The sequence below is a fragment of the Desmospora profundinema genome (assembly GCF_031454155.1).
GTDB lineage: Bacteria > Bacillota > Bacilli > Thermoactinomycetales > DSM-45169 > Desmospora > Desmospora profundinema.
Genome location: NZ_JAVDQG010000007.1, coordinates 87,769 through 103,631, shown reverse-complemented (window position 1 = coordinate 103,631; position 15,863 = coordinate 87,769). Strand labels below are relative to the sequence as shown.

Here is a 15,863-nt window from a genome sequence, read left to right as displayed (position 1 = left end):
TACTAGGTTCTGTCCGGGTATTCACCGATCAGAGTGCTTTTCGAAATGGAGGAGAGAGGATGAGTCGACGGTTGGCTGTGCGAATTTCTTGGTTGGCCGCGGGATTGCTGTGGTTGGGATTCGCTTTCGGGGTGCAGGCAGATGCCGCTGTGAAGGTTCAAACTCCGCCTTTGGAGATGAAACCCGAATTTTATGATGTCCAGCCGGTACCCTTTGACTCTTGATTTGTATGGATGGGGAGAGGAGAGACCCACTTATAAAGGAGGTTGGCGACGGTGCGCGTGCTGATGATTTTGTTTAAGGATATCCACTATGATGCTAGGGTGCAGCGGGAAGCCCTGGCCCTGGCCCGGTCGGGTTGGGATGTGGACATCGCCTGTTTACACACCACCGCCGAGCCACCGCCGGATTTGCACGAAAAGATCCGGCTGCTCCGGATCCCCATCCACACCAAGCGGATGAAGCGGTATGTGGAGCGAAAGGCAGACCGGCGCATCCAGCGGGGGGTATACCGGGTGATCCGCAACCCGGTGGTCAAGATGGCTAAAGACGTGGTGGCTCAGCGGCAATTCGCCTTAAAGATCAGTGAACTATGTCAGGCCGCTTCCTATGACGCCGTTCACTGCCATGACTTGAATACCCTCAGCATCGGTGTTTCCCTAAAGCGGAAAAAAGGATATACACTTATCTATGATTCTCACGAACTCTTCAATGAGATGAACGGCAAGGGACGATGGGAGCGAATGGTGGGTTACCGCGTCGAGGCATGGTGGATCCACTATGTAGATTGGCTGATCACCGTCAATGAACTGATGGAACGGGAATTTAAGAACCGGTATGGCAGAGAGTTAAAAACCGCAGTCGTCCGCAATATCCCAGAATCCTTGGAACAACTGCCTGTGGAGAAAAACTATTTCCACCAAAAATATCAGTTGGATGAAGAGGACCGGATTTTGTTGTATCAGGGCGGCTTTTCCCACAACCGAGGATTGGAGGAAGTGATCCGATCCCTCGTCCATCTGCCCGTCACTTGTAAGCTGGTGCTGCTCGGCTTTGGGGAATTGCAGGAGCGTCTCACCCGCATGGCGGAGGAACTGAAACTGACCGAGCGCGTCTTTTTCCATGAACCGCTGTTGCCTCAGGAGATGTTGCGGGTAACGGCCCACGCCGATGTGGGGATGGTGTTGTACCAGGACAGCTGTCTGAACAACGTGTTGTCCACACCCAATAAAATCTTCGAATATATCCAGGCAGGCATCCCGATGGTATCCTCCGATCATCCGGGCAAAGCGATTGTCGTCGGTGCCACCAAAACGGGTAAACTGGTCGATCCGCAAGATGTGAAGGGGATCGCCGATGCAATCCGGGAGATTCTGGAGGAGCCGGAATCGTATCTGATCGCCGCCTTAAAGGCGAAGCGGAAACTCACCTGGGAGAAGGAACAGGAGCAGTTGGTCCAACTCTATGAAACCATCGAAAGCACTCGGGAAAGGGACAGAGAAAACCATGTATCGATCCAACCCCACCTCCGCGAACTGTGAATCCGCCGGACGTACCGTGGTGATGGCGGTGCGCAATACCTGTGTTACCGATGCCCGGGTGATGAAAGAAGCGGCTACCCTGACACGGGCCGGCTGGCGGGTAACGGTCCTGGCCATCCATCAGCCGGGGGATACGGTACGGGAAGAGGAAAGGGACGGTGTCATCGTGCGGCGCCTGACGCGACTAATTCATCGGCTTCCCCGCCGCCCGCGTCGTCGGGTGTCCGCACCGCGTCCGTCCTCACCGGCGCCGTCCGGCCGAACGGCTTCAGCTGCGGCGCCATCCGGGCGAATCAGGGGGCTCTCCACCTTGGTTCGCTCCTTTTTGCTTTGGCTGGATCGGCGCTGGATCGATGGTTTGTTTTTTTGGGAAGCTTGGCGCATGCGGCCGGACCGGTTCCATGCTCATGATGTGAACACGCTGGCTCCGCTGTTTCTAGCTTCCCGGTTGCGCCGCCGCCCTCTCGTTTACGATGCCCATGAAATCTCCGCTGACCGGGAGGGATGGTCCCATTCCCGGTTATGGCATGGATTGGAGAAACAGTTGGGGCGACGGTCGGATGGCTTTATCACCACCAACGAGACACGGGCGGCCTACTTTCGTAAGCAATACGGCCTGGAACGGGTTTCGGTGGTGCGCAATGTGCCGCCGTTGGCAGATGTGACCGATGACGGCCGCCTGCACCGGGCATTGGGAGTGGGTCGGGATACATCGGTGCTTCTCTACCAGGGCGGATTGCAATCCGGCCGGGGACTTTCTCTGATGTTGGAGGCGTTTGCCGGAGTGGAAGGTGCACACTTGGCAGTGATCGGCTTTGGCCGCCTGCGTCCATCCTTGGAACAAGAGGCGGCCCGGCTGGGTTTAAGCGACCGGGTGACATTTTTAGGTCGAATTCCCCACGAGGAACTGCTCGCCTACACCGCCGGAGCCCGGGCGGGACTGCAACTCTTGGAAAACACTTGTCTCAATCACTATACGGCTTGTTCCAATAAATTGCATGAGTACCTGATGGCCGAAGTTCCCGTCATTGCCAGCGATTTGCCGGAGATGCGCCGTGTGGTGGAGGAGACCGGAGCGGGGCGGTTGGTCCCTCCGGGAGAGATGGGAGCTGTGCGTCAGGCGATGCGAGAGATGGTGGGAAACCGCGAGGAATGGATCCAGATGAAAGAGAGCGCCCGGCGGCACAAGCACCGGTATCATTGGGGGCTGGAAGAACCCACCTTGCTTAAGCTGTACGGAATGAGCGCGAACAGGATGGAAGCGAAATCTTAAGAGAGAGGCTGGAACAGGATGAAACAGCAGATTCGCTACCTATTGGCACGCCTGTTGTCCCATGGAGTACAGAAAAAACCCGCTTTGAAACAATGGTTCCCGCGGAGCATCCGTTGGAAACTGTTGCTGGCGGATGCCTATATCGCACGCAGTCAGTTTCGGGATGCACGCGGGATGATCGAAGAAGCGCTCACACTCAACCCGGTTCACCCCGGTACCCATAGCCGTGCCTACCAATTGGCACAGCAACTGGGAGAAGTGGATGCCTGGGAATCCTGGGTGGAACAGCTCTCTGAGGACCATCCCTTTTCCGATGTGCCTTTCTACCAACGGGGTGTCCATTTCCGTAAAAAGAAGGAATGGGACCAGGCGCGGCTCCTCCTGGAGCGGGCGTATGAATTAAGCGCCGGGTCCGACAAGGCGGCCAAGGTATTGAAACGGACCTACTACGACCTTCGTGACGTGGAAAGTCTGCTCCGCTTGGGATGGGACTGGCCGTCCCCCTTCCTGGAAAAAGACGAATACCTGTTTTTGTACCGCCACAGTACCTCCCGCGGCCGGAAGGAATGGCTCCTGCCGCTTATGGAGCGGGCAGCCAGGGATTGGCCTGATTCGTTGGAGCTGCAGCTCTTGTGGGTGGACACCCTCGTACGGGCGGACCGGGTGGAAGAAGGCGGGCGATTTCTGGAGAGAATCCGGCACCGCTTTCCCGACCGGAAGGAAGTGGAGCGGAAGCAGGCATTGGTGGAATCGATCCACTACAGCCGGGAATTGGCCGACGCGCTTCTCCACGAAGGGATGGAGGCCTTCCAGTCCAAGCTCGGGGAGGTCCGGCAGCAATTGCCCCATCAGGTGGGAGAGGTATTGGCCGAGACTGCCCGCCTGTTTGCAGACCGCCGCGATGTGGACGAAGAAGCGGCCGCCTCGTTTTTCGCTCTGTTGGAAAAAGAGGGAGTGGAACGGCTGCTCCGCCGTGAAGTGGAACTGATGTGGCGCATTCGGCGGCGGGAGACGCACCGGGTGGTGGAGGAACTGGAGGATTGGCTTCACATGGCTCCCTCCGATGAGGAGGGGAAAGTGCGCCAAGCCGGTACCTTAAAGGAAGCAGCCGCCTTTCTGCTGGAGGAGAAGCGGTACCTCTACGCACTGGCTTGTTTGGAGCGGTTGGAACGGGATTATCCACATGCCTTGGAACCGGCGGAACTGCACCGGGATATGGGCTTGTGCCGCCGCGAATTGGGCCGGGTGGAAGAAGCCCTGGCATCGGTGGAGGAGGAACACCGTCTGCGTCCCACCACCGGTACCCAGCGCAAACGGGCCATCTTACAGGATGAGGTGGAGCTGGCCCGATCCCCCCTCCAAATTCCCGATGCAGGCGGGAGCAAAGGGACCCCCGTCTCGGGAAGAGTCCTGCATGTCCTGAACAACACCCTGCCCTATACCAGCAACGGTTACGCCATTCGCAGCCAAGCGATTTTGCGTTTTCAAAAGGAACGCGGCTTCCGTCCCGTCGTTGCTACCCGCCTAGGCTTTCCCGAAGGAAAAAGCCATGAAACCGGCGTGTTGCGGGAAGCGGTGGACGGTTTGTTGGCTTACCGTCTGGTGGATGCGGATCACCGACTGCGGTTTACACCGATCCATACCTATTTGAAGCGGTATGCCGAGGCTTTGGAGCGGGTGGTGGAAGAGGTGCGCCCCGAAGCGATCCACGCCGCCTCCAACTTTTTTAACGGCTACCCCGCCGCGGTGGCGGCCCGTTCCCACGGCATTCCTTTCATCTATGAGGTGCGGGGGTTTTGGGAGATGACACGGGCGGCTGCGGTGGAAGGCTACGACGGTTCGGCCAAATATGAAAGCCATCGTCGCATGGAGCGGGAAGTGATCCATGCCGCCGACCAGGTGGTGGTGATCGGGGAGACCCTGAAAGAATACCTGATGGACGAAGGGGTCTCCGCCGACAAGATCACGGTGGTCCCCAACGGGGTGGACACCCGCCAGTTTGAGCCCCTGCCGCCGGATTTGGAATTGGCGGCACAGTGGGGGTTGGAAGGAAAGCGGGTCATCGGGTTTATCGGATCGATCACTCCGTACGAAGGGCTGGATGATCTCATCCAGGCATTTGCTCGTCTTTCCGATGAGAGAGACGATTTGCGTCTCTTGATCGTGGGCGGTGGACGGGAGTTGCCGCGGTTGAAAGAATGGGCTTCCCGGCTTCAGGTCCGTGATCGGGTCATCTTTACCGGCCGAGTGGCGCACAGTGAAGTGCCCCGCTATTATTCGTTGGTGGATTTGTGTCCCTTCCCCCGGATGGGAGCCTCTGTGTGTGAGTTGATCCCTCCTCTGAAGCCGCTGGAAGCGATGGCCCTCGCCAAGACTGTTCTGGTTAGTGACTTGCCTGCGCTGAGAGAAATGGTGCGCGACGGGGAGACGGGGATTGTGTTCCGGAGCGGTGATGTAGATGCTTTGACGGATGCCTTGGCGCAAGCGTTACATGCGCCGGGTGAAGCGGGACGGATGGGACGCCATGCCCGGGAATGGGTGTTGCAAAACCGGGATTGGCGGGATGTGGTGATCCGTTACCGCCAGGTGTATGATCGTGTGATGACCGCCCCGGTATAATTCTATAGTTGTACTTATAAGAGCAGGCGCAGATGTGAGAAGGGAGGGTGGTGGGAAGGCAGCGATCCTTTGTACTCATAGAGTACAAGTCTCGCCTAGGTCGCTTCGCTTCCGGTCTCGCTATGCGCTTTTTGCAAGAGATCGAAGACAGCCCACCAGCCCGACCAACCCACGCTCAATACACTCTTCGTACAAATGCAACTGTAGTACTAATGGATACCGGAGCCGGTATGGAGACGAAAAGGAGGAAGCCATGGGAACTCAAACGCGGAGACGGTCGATGGTCGCTCTCCTGTCCATTCTGCTGACTTCCTTTGCTGTCTCCGGATGCTTCTCTTTTGGTAAAGAGGAGTTGCCGGAGGCGGGGATGGAACAGTCGAAAGCCCGGGAATGGCTGGATAAGCACCGGGATGAAGAAGAGCGCCACACCTTCCAGCAGCGATCCTTCAGCCCGGAGGAATATGTACGCTTGGCCGACGGGATCCTGGAGAACCGGTATTGGCTTCACGACGGATGGGAAGAGGTGAAGCTGCCATCGGATCTCACCTGGAAGGAAGATCCCTTCAACAACCGTTCCTGGCAGTTGTATCTACATAATATGATCTTCCTGGAGTACCTGACGGAGGCCTATCGTCACACCGGGGAAGAAAAATACCTGAACAGGGGAAAAGACCTGGTAGCTGATTGGGTGGAAGGGAACCCTTATGACGACCCGGCGACGGAGATGTCCTGGCATGACCACGGCACCGCCGTCCGCCTGATGAATTTTGTCCGCTTCTTTGAGGTGTGGCGGCTGTCAGGGGACAAGGATGACGCGTTCGCCGCCGTCATCCTGGGAAGCATACAGGAACACGCGGATCGTTTGGCCAGCGAAGCGTTTTACAATGACAACAACAACCATGGCATCATCCAGAGTAAATCCCTGCTTCAGACTGGTGTGTTGTTTCCGGAACTTCCCGGATCGAAAAAATGGGTGAAACAGGCCCAAACACGCCTAACGCAACAAGTGGAAGCCGATGTGGCACCCGACGGTGTCCACCGGGAGCACTCCCCTTACTATCATCTGTTTGTGTTGAAAAGTTTGCTGGATATCCGCGAGTTTGAGGAGGCCCACGATTTCTCGGTGGGAAAGACCTTTGACGAGCGGATTGAAAAGATGGTGGATGTGATCACCTATTTGTTTAAGCCCGATCAAACGATGCCCATCCTCGGCGACAGCGCCAACAACATCGATCTGAAAGAAGAGGAGTTAAAGCCTTTTCCGGAAGCGCTATACTCTTTTACCCAGGGGAAAAAGGGGAAAAAGCCGAAAAAAGTGGACCGCATCTTTAAAGAGGGGGGGTATGCGATCTTTCGCAGCGATTGGGCGGACGGGGACCGGTTTGAGGATACGGTTCATCTGGCGTTTACCAGTGCCTTTCATTCCCGCGCCCATAAACAGGCGGACGAGCTCTCGTTTGAACTGTATGGATACGGTCAGGATTGGATCGTCGATTCCGGCAAGTACAATTACAAACGGGACGATCCCTTTCGTGAATACATGATGAGTGTTCGCGCCCACAACACCATCGGGGTGGACGGGGAAGAGCCGGATCTGTCCCTGGTGAATGCCTATGGTTCCGGCATCTCCAAGGGAAAGACCGGCGAAGGATATGCCTGGGTGGAAGCCAGCCATCAGCTGTATGACGGGGTGACGATCACCCGTCGATTGGTCTATCTCAAACCGGATATCCTCTTGGTGCGGGATCGGATCCAATCGAATCAATCTCATCGCTATACCCAATACTTCCATCTCGCTCCGGGGATCGAGGCGGAGGGAAGAGCGAAGCACATGACCGCCCGCGGACAAGGGGGGGCGGTATTGGAGATCCGCCAGCTGGACCCGGTGGACCAGATGGAGATCGTGGAAGGGGAAAAAGACCCCGTCCAAGGATGGGTTTCCTATCGTACCAACCAGAAAGAACCCAATCCGGTGCTGCAATATGAAAAACAAGGGACCGACGTCACCTTTACTACCGTCTTGCACCTGCGCCCTCCAGGAAAGCCGGACATAAGCGAGGTTTCCATCGGGAAGGGCGAGAAAGGGGAAGCGGTGTTTCGCGTGCGTAAAGGGGATCTGACTCATGAATTAAAGCTGGATTAGGGCCTATCTGACAAAGTTCGTCGGGCGGGTTCCCGGGTTGGTATGACTGTCTTCGTTTCGTTGCAAAAAGCGTATAGCGAGACCAGGGAACAAAAGTGACTCGGGCGAGATTGGTGCTCTGTGAGTGCATAACGAGACCGGGAGCGAAGTGACCTAGGCGAGACTTGTGCTCTGTGAGTGCAAAGGCGAACCAAAAGCCAACCCTCTCTCGCTCTTGCAAAAATAAAATGACTAGACAGGGCCCTGGTCATCCCTGAAAGGAGGAGGCGCGTTGCGGTTATCGGGGATTTACAGTCAAGAGTTTAAGCGCAGTTCTCCCGGTTATGACGAGGACAGTGTGCACCGCTTCCTGGATCAGGTGATAAAGGAGATGGAGCAACTCGCGACGGAGGTTCAGCGGATGGAAGCTGGAGAGGCTTCTGGAGACTGGAGCCCCATCCCGGAGACGGCGGAGGAAGCCTTGTCTCCCTCTCTTCCCCTATCCTCCACCGGTTACGATATAGAAGTTGTAAAGGATTACCTGGAGCAGATGATCGGTGAACGGGATCGCTTGCGGAATCGATTACGAGAACTTGGGCGAGACCATTACGGATGAAACGGGTCTGCAGTCGTTCTGCGGACCCGGACATCTCGGAACCAAGCAGTCCAAGCCCTGGTTGACAATTTTTCTTTTTCCTCTGTACAATAAGAGTGTTTTCACCAAAGATAGGGGGCTGTAGCTCAGCTGGGAGAGCGCCTCGTTCGCAAAGAGGAGGTCGGCGGTTCGAGCCCGCTCAGCTCCACCACAGAAAACCCCGCACATGTTTGTGCGGGTTTATTTTTAGATGCAACAGTAGTCGACAGTACTTTCTTAGATAAAGGCTTTGTATCAAACTATAAAAAATGAAGCCATTACCTCCATTCGAGGGCGGCACTACTTGATTGAACAAATCCAGGTGGTAAAGATTAAATATTGGGCCAATATATGCTACACTGAAAAGACAAGGCACGATTCAGATCGGACGTTTCTCCATACGGGTCTTCTTTTTTGGGCGGCTTCTCGGAGCCCTGCCCTGGCCCAGGCTTACTCGGCCAGGGCAGGGGTTATCCGATATTGCCCCTGGAAAGGAGGTTCCTTCCAATGCTCATGCGGAAGGGGGTGAATCCGTATGTGGGACTTGCTATCCTGGTTATTCCGCCATTTTTGGCAGGCTTTCCTGGTCTTTGGCCCGGTAATCCTGGCCTATGGGTTGCAATACCGGGAACGCAAGAAGTCCGATCCCCGTGGCCCCGGGAACCGGACTTCTGACCGTTGATTTGGCTCAGATTTACACGGACCCGGTAACACGGGTTCGTGCCTTTTTATTTTATGCGTTTCTTATGCTTTCATTCTAACCCAATATCAGACAAAAGTAAACTCAGCCGGGGACTTTAATCCCCTTGTGACCGTTAAAAGTTTTGTTTTTCCTGGATAGTATATGATGCAGGATTTGACCCTTCAATGTACCTCATGTTTTCCGAAGTTCAGACGTTTGGAATCGGAAGAATGTACTCGGTCATCATGGAGGATGAACGTGCCCTTGTTGTTGCCCATATGGATGTGATTTCACCTAAACCTTGTACAAAAATGTGCGGGTTTTTTTCTGTTTCCATGGAACCAATCCGCTTCTCATTCGTCTAACAGAGGGAGGAGGAAGGAAACGTGCTTGATGAATATATGCCGAAAGTAGGGGTTGCAACAAAGGTCATTATATTGTTAATATACTTATACACAATATAAACACCGTGACGGTGACTGGGAAAAGGGGCGGATGGAGTTTCCGATAAACGGTAGAAATCTCTGATTCAGTTGGGTCTTGCGGAATAGGTATAAATTTTTACAATTGTGCCATGTTTGGCTTTCAAACATGTGATAGGATGAAACCGATTCGTTTTTTAAGGGGGAGGATGAGAATGGAACAGTCCGTAAACACTTCGTCCCCGAAGGGGAAAGAGGGTAAAAAGCCGTCTTTTTTGGGAATGATCTGGGAGCCCGGCCAGCAGTTTGAGCGGATTCGGGAGCAGCCCCGGATCGTGGTGCCGCTGTTGGTGGTGGTGGTGTTGATGGTGGTGCTGTCGGTAGCCATGGTGGAACCGACGATGGAGTTGCCGGAACACCAAGCTGGCATTGATCAGCTTGGAGAAGATGCGTACCGCAGCATGACTTATGTTGGAGCATCGATCGGCATGATGTTTATCGTTCCTCTGCTGATTCTGATCTCGACATTGCTTCATTGGCTGTTGACCCTGCTGCTTCAAGGGAGAGCGACGTTTGCCCAGCTGTTTTCCTTTAACACATACTTAAGTATCTTTGGAATTTTGTCCATGGCGGTGTATGCGGTCTATCTGTGGACGGTGGGAGTGGGGGAACATGGAGACGTGTATCCCACCAGTCTGGCTGCGTTTATACCTGCAGAAGGATTCCTGAAAGGGCTGTTGTCGGGGATCGAGGTATTTTCCATTTGGCAGTTGATCGTCACCGCCCTGGGGCTGTCCGCGATTGCCGGCGTCTCTCGCGGCAAGGGATGGGTGGCGGCGTTGATCCCCTTCTTGTTAGTGTTGCTCGTCATGGCGGGGTTTGTTGCCATCGGTGAGGCAGTCAACATGGATATGAATGTGGAATGACGGGAGGAGCGGCATCTTGAAAAAGAAATGGTTGATCGGAGTGGGGATGGTCGTGTTGGTGGGGGCAATGGTCACCGTCGCCGCCTTACAGGGGCAAGGGTCTGCGCCGGAAGTGGAAGTGACACAGTTGGTAAAGGATGAGCTGAGTGAAGAAGTGATGGTTTCCGGAACTTTGATGCCGCGGGATCAGGAGCAGATCTTTTATCAGCCGGAGCGGGGGGAACTGGATGTCATCAAGGTGGAAGAAGGAGACAAAGTAAAAAAAGGGGACACCATCCTGGACTACAAAAATCCGTATTCCCGGGTGAAGGCCTCTCAATCGGGAACCGTGATCAAAGTGGAAGAAGTGCCTCCTTCTCAGGCAGCCACCCGTCCGGCGGTGGTGATCGCCGACCTGGAGAAACAGGAAGTGCACGCGGAAGTGTCGGAGTTTGAAGCCCTCAAAGTGGAAAAGGGGCAATCCGTTACGTTGGAATCGGACGCCCTCCCGGGTGAAACGTGGAAAGGAGAGGTTGTCCGGGTCGCCTATCTGCCGGCGGAATCGGATACGGGCGGCGGCAACGATCAGGTGGTGTATCCCGTGACGGTGCAACCGGAGGAAGCTTTGCCGGTTAAAATGGGCTCCAAGCTGATGGTGGTCATTCAGACACAGCCGACGGAAGCGCTCACGCTGCCCCAGAGTGCCGTCGTCACCAGGGGGGAGAAGAGCCTGGTATTCGTGGTGGAAGACGGAAAAGCGAGGGAACGGGAAGTCAAGCTGGGCATCTCCGATGGAGAGCGGGTGGAGGTGCGTTCCGGCGTGGAACAGGATGATGATGTGATCGTAGAACCGCCTCAAGGTTTGAAAAACGGCGAAGAAGTGACTGTGCGATGATCCGGCTGGAGGCGTTGGGCAAGACCTATCAGACGGGAGCCGTCTCCCTGGAGGTGCTGAAAGGGATCCAGCTGCATGTCAAAACCGGGGAATATGTCGCCATCATGGGTCCTTCCGGTTCAGGAAAGTCCACCCTGATGAATATCATCGGCTGTCTGGACCGTCCCACGGTAGGGGAATACTGGCTGAACGGTCAACGGGTTTCCTCCATCGGGGAGGAGGAACTAGCGGGAGTGCGCAACCAGGAGATCGGCTTTATCTTTCAACACTTCCATCTCTTGCCCCGGATGACCGCTCAGCGAAACGTGGAACTTCCCCTTATATACTCCGGGATTTCCAAGCAGGAACGCTCCCAGCGGGCATTGGAAGCATTGGAAAAGGTGGGGTTGGCGGATCGGGCGGAACATCGCCCCTCGGAACTTTCCGGCGGGCAGCAGCAACGGGTGGCCATTGCGCGGGCGCTGGTGAACCATCCGCAGCTCCTTTTGGCTGACGAGCCCACCGGTGCATTGGATACGGCGTCGGGGGAGCGGGTGTTGGATCTGTTTGAACAGCTGCACGGCGAAGGACGAACCGTCGTCGTCATCACCCATGACCCGGATGTGGGGAAACGGGCGCAGCGGCGGATCCGGCTTCGTGACGGGGAGATTATCGAGGATACCGGTGCCCCGGAGAAGGAGGGGGCCTCATGAACATCTGGGAAAACCTGAAGATGTCCCTCGATTCAATCCGGGCCCATAAGATGCGGTCCATCCTGACCATGCTGGGGATTGTGATCGGAGTAGCTTCCGTTCTGGTGATTGTGGCGATCGGTCAGGGAGGAACGGAGCAACTGACCGAATCCTTAGCCGGAGCGGGAAACACGGTCACTGTGATGCCCAGCACCGATGTTCAGATGGAGACCGGGGGCGTCACTCCGCCCGGCTTTTTCACCCAGAAGGATTTACGAGACTTGGAACGCATTCCCGAAGTGGAGCGGGTGGCGGCGGCCAGTTATCAAACGGGCAACGTTTCTTATCGGGATGAAGCCAAGGACAGCGTCTTTGTGTACGGCATGAACAATACCGCCTTGATGGAATGGAACGACCAGAAGGTGGTGGAGGGGCGCACATTCCAGCCGACCGATTTTTTGCGGGGAAACGGCGGAGCGGTGGTCAGCCAAAGCTTATATGATGAATTGTTCCCCGATGGCAACGGCGTGGGACAAGCGATCCGCATCCAGCAGCAGCCGGTCCGGGTGATTGGAGTATTGGAGCCGCCCAAGGGCCTCTTGGCCTCCTTTGAGCAGGATGAGGTGTATCTTCCCTATGCTACCTGGCGCAATGTCACCGGAAAAAGTGAGATCAACCAGGTGATGCTGCAGATCTCCAGTGCCGAGGCGATCAAGGAAGCGGGGGAAGAGGCGGTTGCCGTCCTGAACCGCAACCACGGCACCGAAGGGGATTACGAAGTGATGAATCTGGACCAGTTGGTCCAGGGGATTAACCAGGTGGCCAACATCATGACCGTGGTGATCGGCAGCATCGGGGGAATCTCCCTGCTGGTGGGCGGGATTGGCGTGATGAACATTATGCTGGTCTCCGTCACCGAACGGACACGGGAGATTGGGATCCGCATGTCCTTGGGCGCCACCCGGGGGCAAATCCTGACCCAGTTTCTGATTGAAGCGGTCACCTTGTCGGTGATCGGAGGTCTGATCGGGATCTTGATCGGGTATGGGACAGCGGCCTTGATCAGCCTGTTGTCTCCGTTGCCGGCGGTGATTTCGCCATTGGTAGCGGCGGGAGCGGTTGCCTTCTCCATCCTGTTCGGAGTCGTGTTTGGGCTGCTGCCGGCCAATAAAGCTTCGCGGCTTAATCCGATTGAGTGTTTGCGGTATGAGTAAGGATCAGCCATATGTATTTATTCCGATCAGCAGCCCAGGATGGGGCTGCTGATTTTTTTGATTTCTCTTCCGTCTGTCTATGTTGCATGATGGAACATGTTTAGGCTGTATGGTGGAGGAGAATACCGGTCAAACGGATATACCATTGTCCAAGTCTTCGGTATACTAGAACATTGGGAATGATTGGAGAAGGGGGAGCGGATGAATGGCCAAGATTTTGATCGTGGAGGATGAACGGGATTTGGCGGATCTGATCGCGGAGCAGTTGACGCTGGACGGGCACCGGACACGGACAGTTCATAATGGAGAAACGGGGCTGAAAGCCTGGAAGGAAGAACAGCCGGATCTGGTCATTCTGGACTGGATGCTGCCTGGCATGGATGGTGTCCATCTCTGCAAGGAGATCCGTAAGCAATCCGTGGTGCCGATTCTGATGTTGACGGCCAAAGGCGAGGAGATGGAGCGGGTGTGGGGATTGGAAATGGGGGCGGACGATTATATGACGAAGCCCTTCAGCATGCGGGAATTACAGGCACGGGTGCGTGCGTCGCTGCGGCGGGTGGTGTTGATGGAACGAAAGATTCAAAACAGCCCGCCATCCGTGGTGGATCACGGTTTTATCCGGCTGCTGGCAGATCAGCGGGAAGTTCACCTGGAGGGTGCGGTGTTGGAGCTGACTCCCAAGGAATATGAATTGTTATCGTTGTTGTTGTCCCATCCCCGGCGGGTGTTCAGCCGTACCTATCTGTTGGAGGAGATTTGGGGAGGCTATCATGTCCATAACGATCGTTCCGTCGACTCCCACGTTTCCCGGTTGCGCCGAAAGCTGGTTCCCTACTCCGCTTCCATTGAAACCGTTTGGGGGACGGGGTATCGGTTTGTGCCGGATCGGGCGGGACAGACATGAGACGCTGGGGGATGTTCGGTGCCGGCCGGTTTCGGGCAGGGATGGAAGGGTTGGTTCCGGTTGTGTTGGCCAGCTTGGCTGTTTGGCTGTTTCCGCCGGGAGGGTTGGTCCAGCTGGGAGGATTGGCCATCGGGTGGTCGCTTCTGGTTCTGTGGGCATTGGTTTGGCCGGCGTATCGAATCCGCCTGCCCATCCGCTATTGGCGTGCATGGATCGGGTTTTCCTGGCTGTACCTCACCGTCATATATATCGTAAATGCGGCTGTCGAATGGCGGCTGGTTTCCATCCATGACGATTTTTTTCGTTCCGTCCAGCATGAATTTGTAAGATCACCATGGGAGTACGGGCTGTACCTGGTCACAAGCGGGGGCACGATTGCATTGGCCCGGGGCGTGTTGCACGTGTGGAGACGATTTTCCCATTGGGTGGAGCGGCGATTGATCCGGCAAATGACGGTCTCCCACATCCAGGTGCTGGGGGTGGTGTTTGCCATCTTCAGTTTGTTGGTGCTTGCTTACTTATTGATATGGGATCTCCCTGATCGGGTCAAAGGGGTGAAAGAGACGGAAGAGGCGGCCCGTTGGACGGCCCCCTTACTGTCGGAGGAAGAAAATGAAAAACGGTTGAAGGAGTGGTTGGAGCAGATGGAACACACCTTGTCTCCCTCCGGACTTTTGACAGCGGAATGGATTGTCTTTGATCAATCCGGCCGGATGTTGGGAGCATCCGGTGAAGGATACAGTCATCGAACCGGAGACATGGTGGAGGGGGCATTGCGGTCGGGCCGTTCTCAATCCACGGTGGTGGAAGGGGAACGAGCCTTGTATGTGGTGGCGGCGCCGATCTATGACGAAGAATTCCAAGTGACGGGAGTGTTGGTGCAGGAGCGTCCGGTGGAACCACTGGAATCCTTTGTCGTGGTCGTGTTGTTTCTTTCCTTTTTTATGCTGGTGTCACTGGCCGTTTTTCCAGTCAGCCTGGGTGTGGCGCTTCTCATATCCGGTGTGTTTGCCTATGTGCGCTCCCGTAAAATGACGGAACGCTTCCAGCAGGTGGCTCAGGCAGCGGAGGAGTGGTCCCGGGGAAATCTGGAGCACCGAATCGGCCCCAACGGTCGGGACGAGGTGGGGAAACTGTCCGACCAGCTGAACCAGGTGGCTGTCTCGCTGGCGCAGGCCCAAGATCGCTTGGCTGCGGAAAAAAGGGAAGTAGAGCGACTGTTACAGTCAAAAAAGGCCTGGGTCTCCGATGTCTCCCATGAGTTGCGCACGCCCGTCGCGTTAATTCACGGTCATCTCGAGATGATGGATGGACAACAGGGAGCGGTCGACCGGGAACGTTTGCCCATCATCCGGAGGGAAGTAACGCGCTTAAAGCAAATGATCGATCAACTGTTTCATCTGGCCGTCTCCGACGATATGCCGGAAGAGGAGTGGGAACGACAGCCGGTGGCGATGGATCAACTCCTGAGGGAGGTAGGGGAGGCGTTTTCCCCTATTGCCTGGCGTGAGCGAAAAATTGCGATGGAGTGGGATCTCCCCCCGAATCTACCGATCGTGATGGGAGACGAGAATCGGATCCGTCAGATTTTGCACAACCTGATCCGTAATGCGCTGCGCCATACCCCCGAAGGGGGAATGGTACGCCTGGCGGCGATGCGGCAGTCGGGGAGCAGACTGGAAGTACGGGTATCGGATACCGGGAGCGGGATTGATCCGGAGGAGTTGGCGCATATCTTTCAGCGCCGTTTTCGCGGGGACGGCCAGATCGTGGGGGATCAGGGAGGGGGGCTTGGACTGGCCTTGGTTAAGGAATGGATAGAGCAGCTGGACGGGGAGGTGACCGTCCACAGTGAGGAGGGGGGCGGCACGGAAGTGGTATTGACGTTTCCGGTTTGATTTGCACACTTTCGCAACACTTTGGCGTCACTTTGGCGAAAATCGTTTGATATCCTCTTTCCAAGCTTCTCATGGTAAAG

Annotated in this window: 13 protein-coding genes and 1 tRNA gene; all 14 read left to right on the top strand. The window is 55.8% G+C overall.

Features of this window, described 5'->3' with window-relative positions; genetic code table 11:
* Positions 1–59 precede the first annotated feature (59 nt).
* The gene (locus JOE21_RS14655) at positions 60–224 is read left to right on the top strand and encodes a hypothetical protein (RefSeq protein WP_309867748.1); all 165 of its coding nucleotides are present in this window, start codon (positions 60–62) and stop codon (positions 222–224) included.
* A 51-nt stretch (positions 225–275) separates the two neighbouring features.
* A complete protein-coding gene (locus JOE21_RS14650; protein ID WP_309867745.1) occupies positions 276–1,541 on the top strand; it encodes a glycosyltransferase in 1,266 nt (421 codons plus the stop codon).
* The gene (locus JOE21_RS14645) at positions 1,507–2,814 is read left to right on the top strand and encodes a glycosyltransferase family 4 protein (protein ID WP_309867743.1); all 1,308 of its coding nucleotides are present in this window, start codon (positions 1,507–1,509) and stop codon (positions 2,812–2,814) included. Before JOE21_RS14650 ends, JOE21_RS14645 begins: the two co-directional genes overlap by 35 nt.
* 18 nt (positions 2,815–2,832) lie before the next feature.
* Positions 2,833–5,433 carry a glycosyltransferase gene (locus JOE21_RS14640; protein WP_309867740.1) on the top strand — a complete coding sequence of 867 codons (2,601 nt, stop codon included), beginning with the start codon at positions 2,833–2,835 and terminating at the stop codon, positions 5,431–5,433.
* Between the two features lie 253 nt (positions 5,434–5,686).
* Positions 5,687–7,576 (top strand): alginate lyase family protein, encoded by a 1,890-nt coding sequence (locus tag JOE21_RS14635; protein WP_309867738.1) that lies wholly within the window; start codon positions 5,687–5,689, stop codon positions 7,574–7,576.
* A 271-nt stretch (positions 7,577–7,847) separates the two neighbouring features.
* Positions 7,848–8,171: a DivIVA domain-containing protein gene (locus tag JOE21_RS14630; protein WP_309867736.1), complete on the top strand. Its 324-nt coding sequence runs from the start codon at positions 7,848–7,850 to the stop codon at positions 8,169–8,171.
* 114 nt (positions 8,172–8,285) lie between these two features.
* Positions 8,286–8,361 (top strand) — tRNA-Ala (locus JOE21_RS14625).
* A 363-nt stretch (positions 8,362–8,724) separates the two neighbouring features.
* Positions 8,725–8,871: a hypothetical protein gene (locus JOE21_RS14620; RefSeq protein ID WP_309867735.1), complete on the top strand. Its 147-nt coding sequence runs from the start codon at positions 8,725–8,727 to the stop codon at positions 8,869–8,871.
* A gap of 637 nt (positions 8,872–9,508) precedes the next feature.
* Complete coding sequence (gene yknW / locus JOE21_RS14615) at positions 9,509–10,219, top strand: YknW family membrane protein (RefSeq protein WP_309867734.1); 711 nt, start codon at positions 9,509–9,511, stop codon at positions 10,217–10,219.
* Positions 10,220–10,235: 16 nt separating this feature from the next.
* On the top strand, positions 10,236–11,093 hold the full coding sequence (locus JOE21_RS14610) for an efflux RND transporter periplasmic adaptor subunit (RefSeq protein ID WP_309867731.1): 858 nt from the start codon (positions 10,236–10,238) through the stop codon (positions 11,091–11,093).
* Positions 11,090–11,785, top strand: coding sequence for an ABC transporter ATP-binding protein (locus JOE21_RS14605; protein WP_309867728.1), 696 nt, complete (start codon positions 11,090–11,092; stop codon positions 11,783–11,785). The genes JOE21_RS14610 and JOE21_RS14605 overlap by 4 nt, the downstream gene beginning before the upstream one ends.
* Positions 11,782–12,978 carry an ABC transporter permease gene (locus tag JOE21_RS14600; RefSeq protein WP_309867724.1) on the top strand — a complete coding sequence of 399 codons (1,197 nt, stop codon included), beginning with the start codon at positions 11,782–11,784 and terminating at the stop codon, positions 12,976–12,978. The genes JOE21_RS14605 and JOE21_RS14600 overlap by 4 nt, the downstream gene beginning before the upstream one ends.
* Before the next feature lie 205 nt (positions 12,979–13,183).
* Positions 13,184–13,885 carry a response regulator transcription factor gene (locus JOE21_RS14595; RefSeq protein ID WP_309867722.1) on the top strand — a complete coding sequence of 234 codons (702 nt, stop codon included), beginning with the start codon at positions 13,184–13,186 and terminating at the stop codon, positions 13,883–13,885.
* Positions 13,882–15,783: an ATP-binding protein gene (locus tag JOE21_RS14590; protein ID WP_309867719.1), complete on the top strand. Its 1,902-nt coding sequence runs from the start codon at positions 13,882–13,884 to the stop codon at positions 15,781–15,783. Before JOE21_RS14595 ends, JOE21_RS14590 begins: the two co-directional genes overlap by 4 nt.
* Positions 15,784–15,863 lie beyond the last annotated feature (80 nt).

Excerpts from the sequence above, each read along its gene's own strand:
- JOE21_RS14620 (WP_309867735.1), top strand. The coding sequence starts at position 8,725 with ATGTGGGACTTGCTATCCTGGTTATTCCGCCATTTTTGGCAGGCTTTC.
- JOE21_RS14605 (WP_309867728.1), top strand. The coding sequence starts at position 11,090 with ATGATCCGGCTGGAGGCGTTGGGCAAGACCTATCAGACGGGAGCCGTC.
- JOE21_RS14600 (WP_309867724.1), top strand. The coding sequence starts at position 11,782 with ATGAACATCTGGGAAAACCTGAAGATGTCCCTCGATTCAATCCGGGCC.
- JOE21_RS14655 (WP_309867748.1), top strand. The coding sequence starts at position 60 with ATGAGTCGACGGTTGGCTGTGCGAATTTCTTGGTTGGCCGCGGGATTG.
- JOE21_RS14635 (WP_309867738.1), top strand. The coding sequence starts at position 5,687 with ATGGGAACTCAAACGCGGAGACGGTCGATGGTCGCTCTCCTGTCCATT.
- JOE21_RS14590 (WP_309867719.1), top strand. The coding sequence starts at position 13,882 with ATGAGACGCTGGGGGATGTTCGGTGCCGGCCGGTTTCGGGCAGGGATG.
- yknW (WP_309867734.1), top strand. The coding sequence starts at position 9,509 with ATGGAACAGTCCGTAAACACTTCGTCCCCGAAGGGGAAAGAGGGTAAA.
- JOE21_RS14640 (WP_309867740.1), top strand. The coding sequence starts at position 2,833 with ATGAAACAGCAGATTCGCTACCTATTGGCACGCCTGTTGTCCCATGGA.
- JOE21_RS14595 (WP_309867722.1), top strand. The coding sequence starts at position 13,184 with ATGGCCAAGATTTTGATCGTGGAGGATGAACGGGATTTGGCGGATCTG.
- JOE21_RS14645 (WP_309867743.1), top strand. The coding sequence starts at position 1,507 with ATGTATCGATCCAACCCCACCTCCGCGAACTGTGAATCCGCCGGACGT.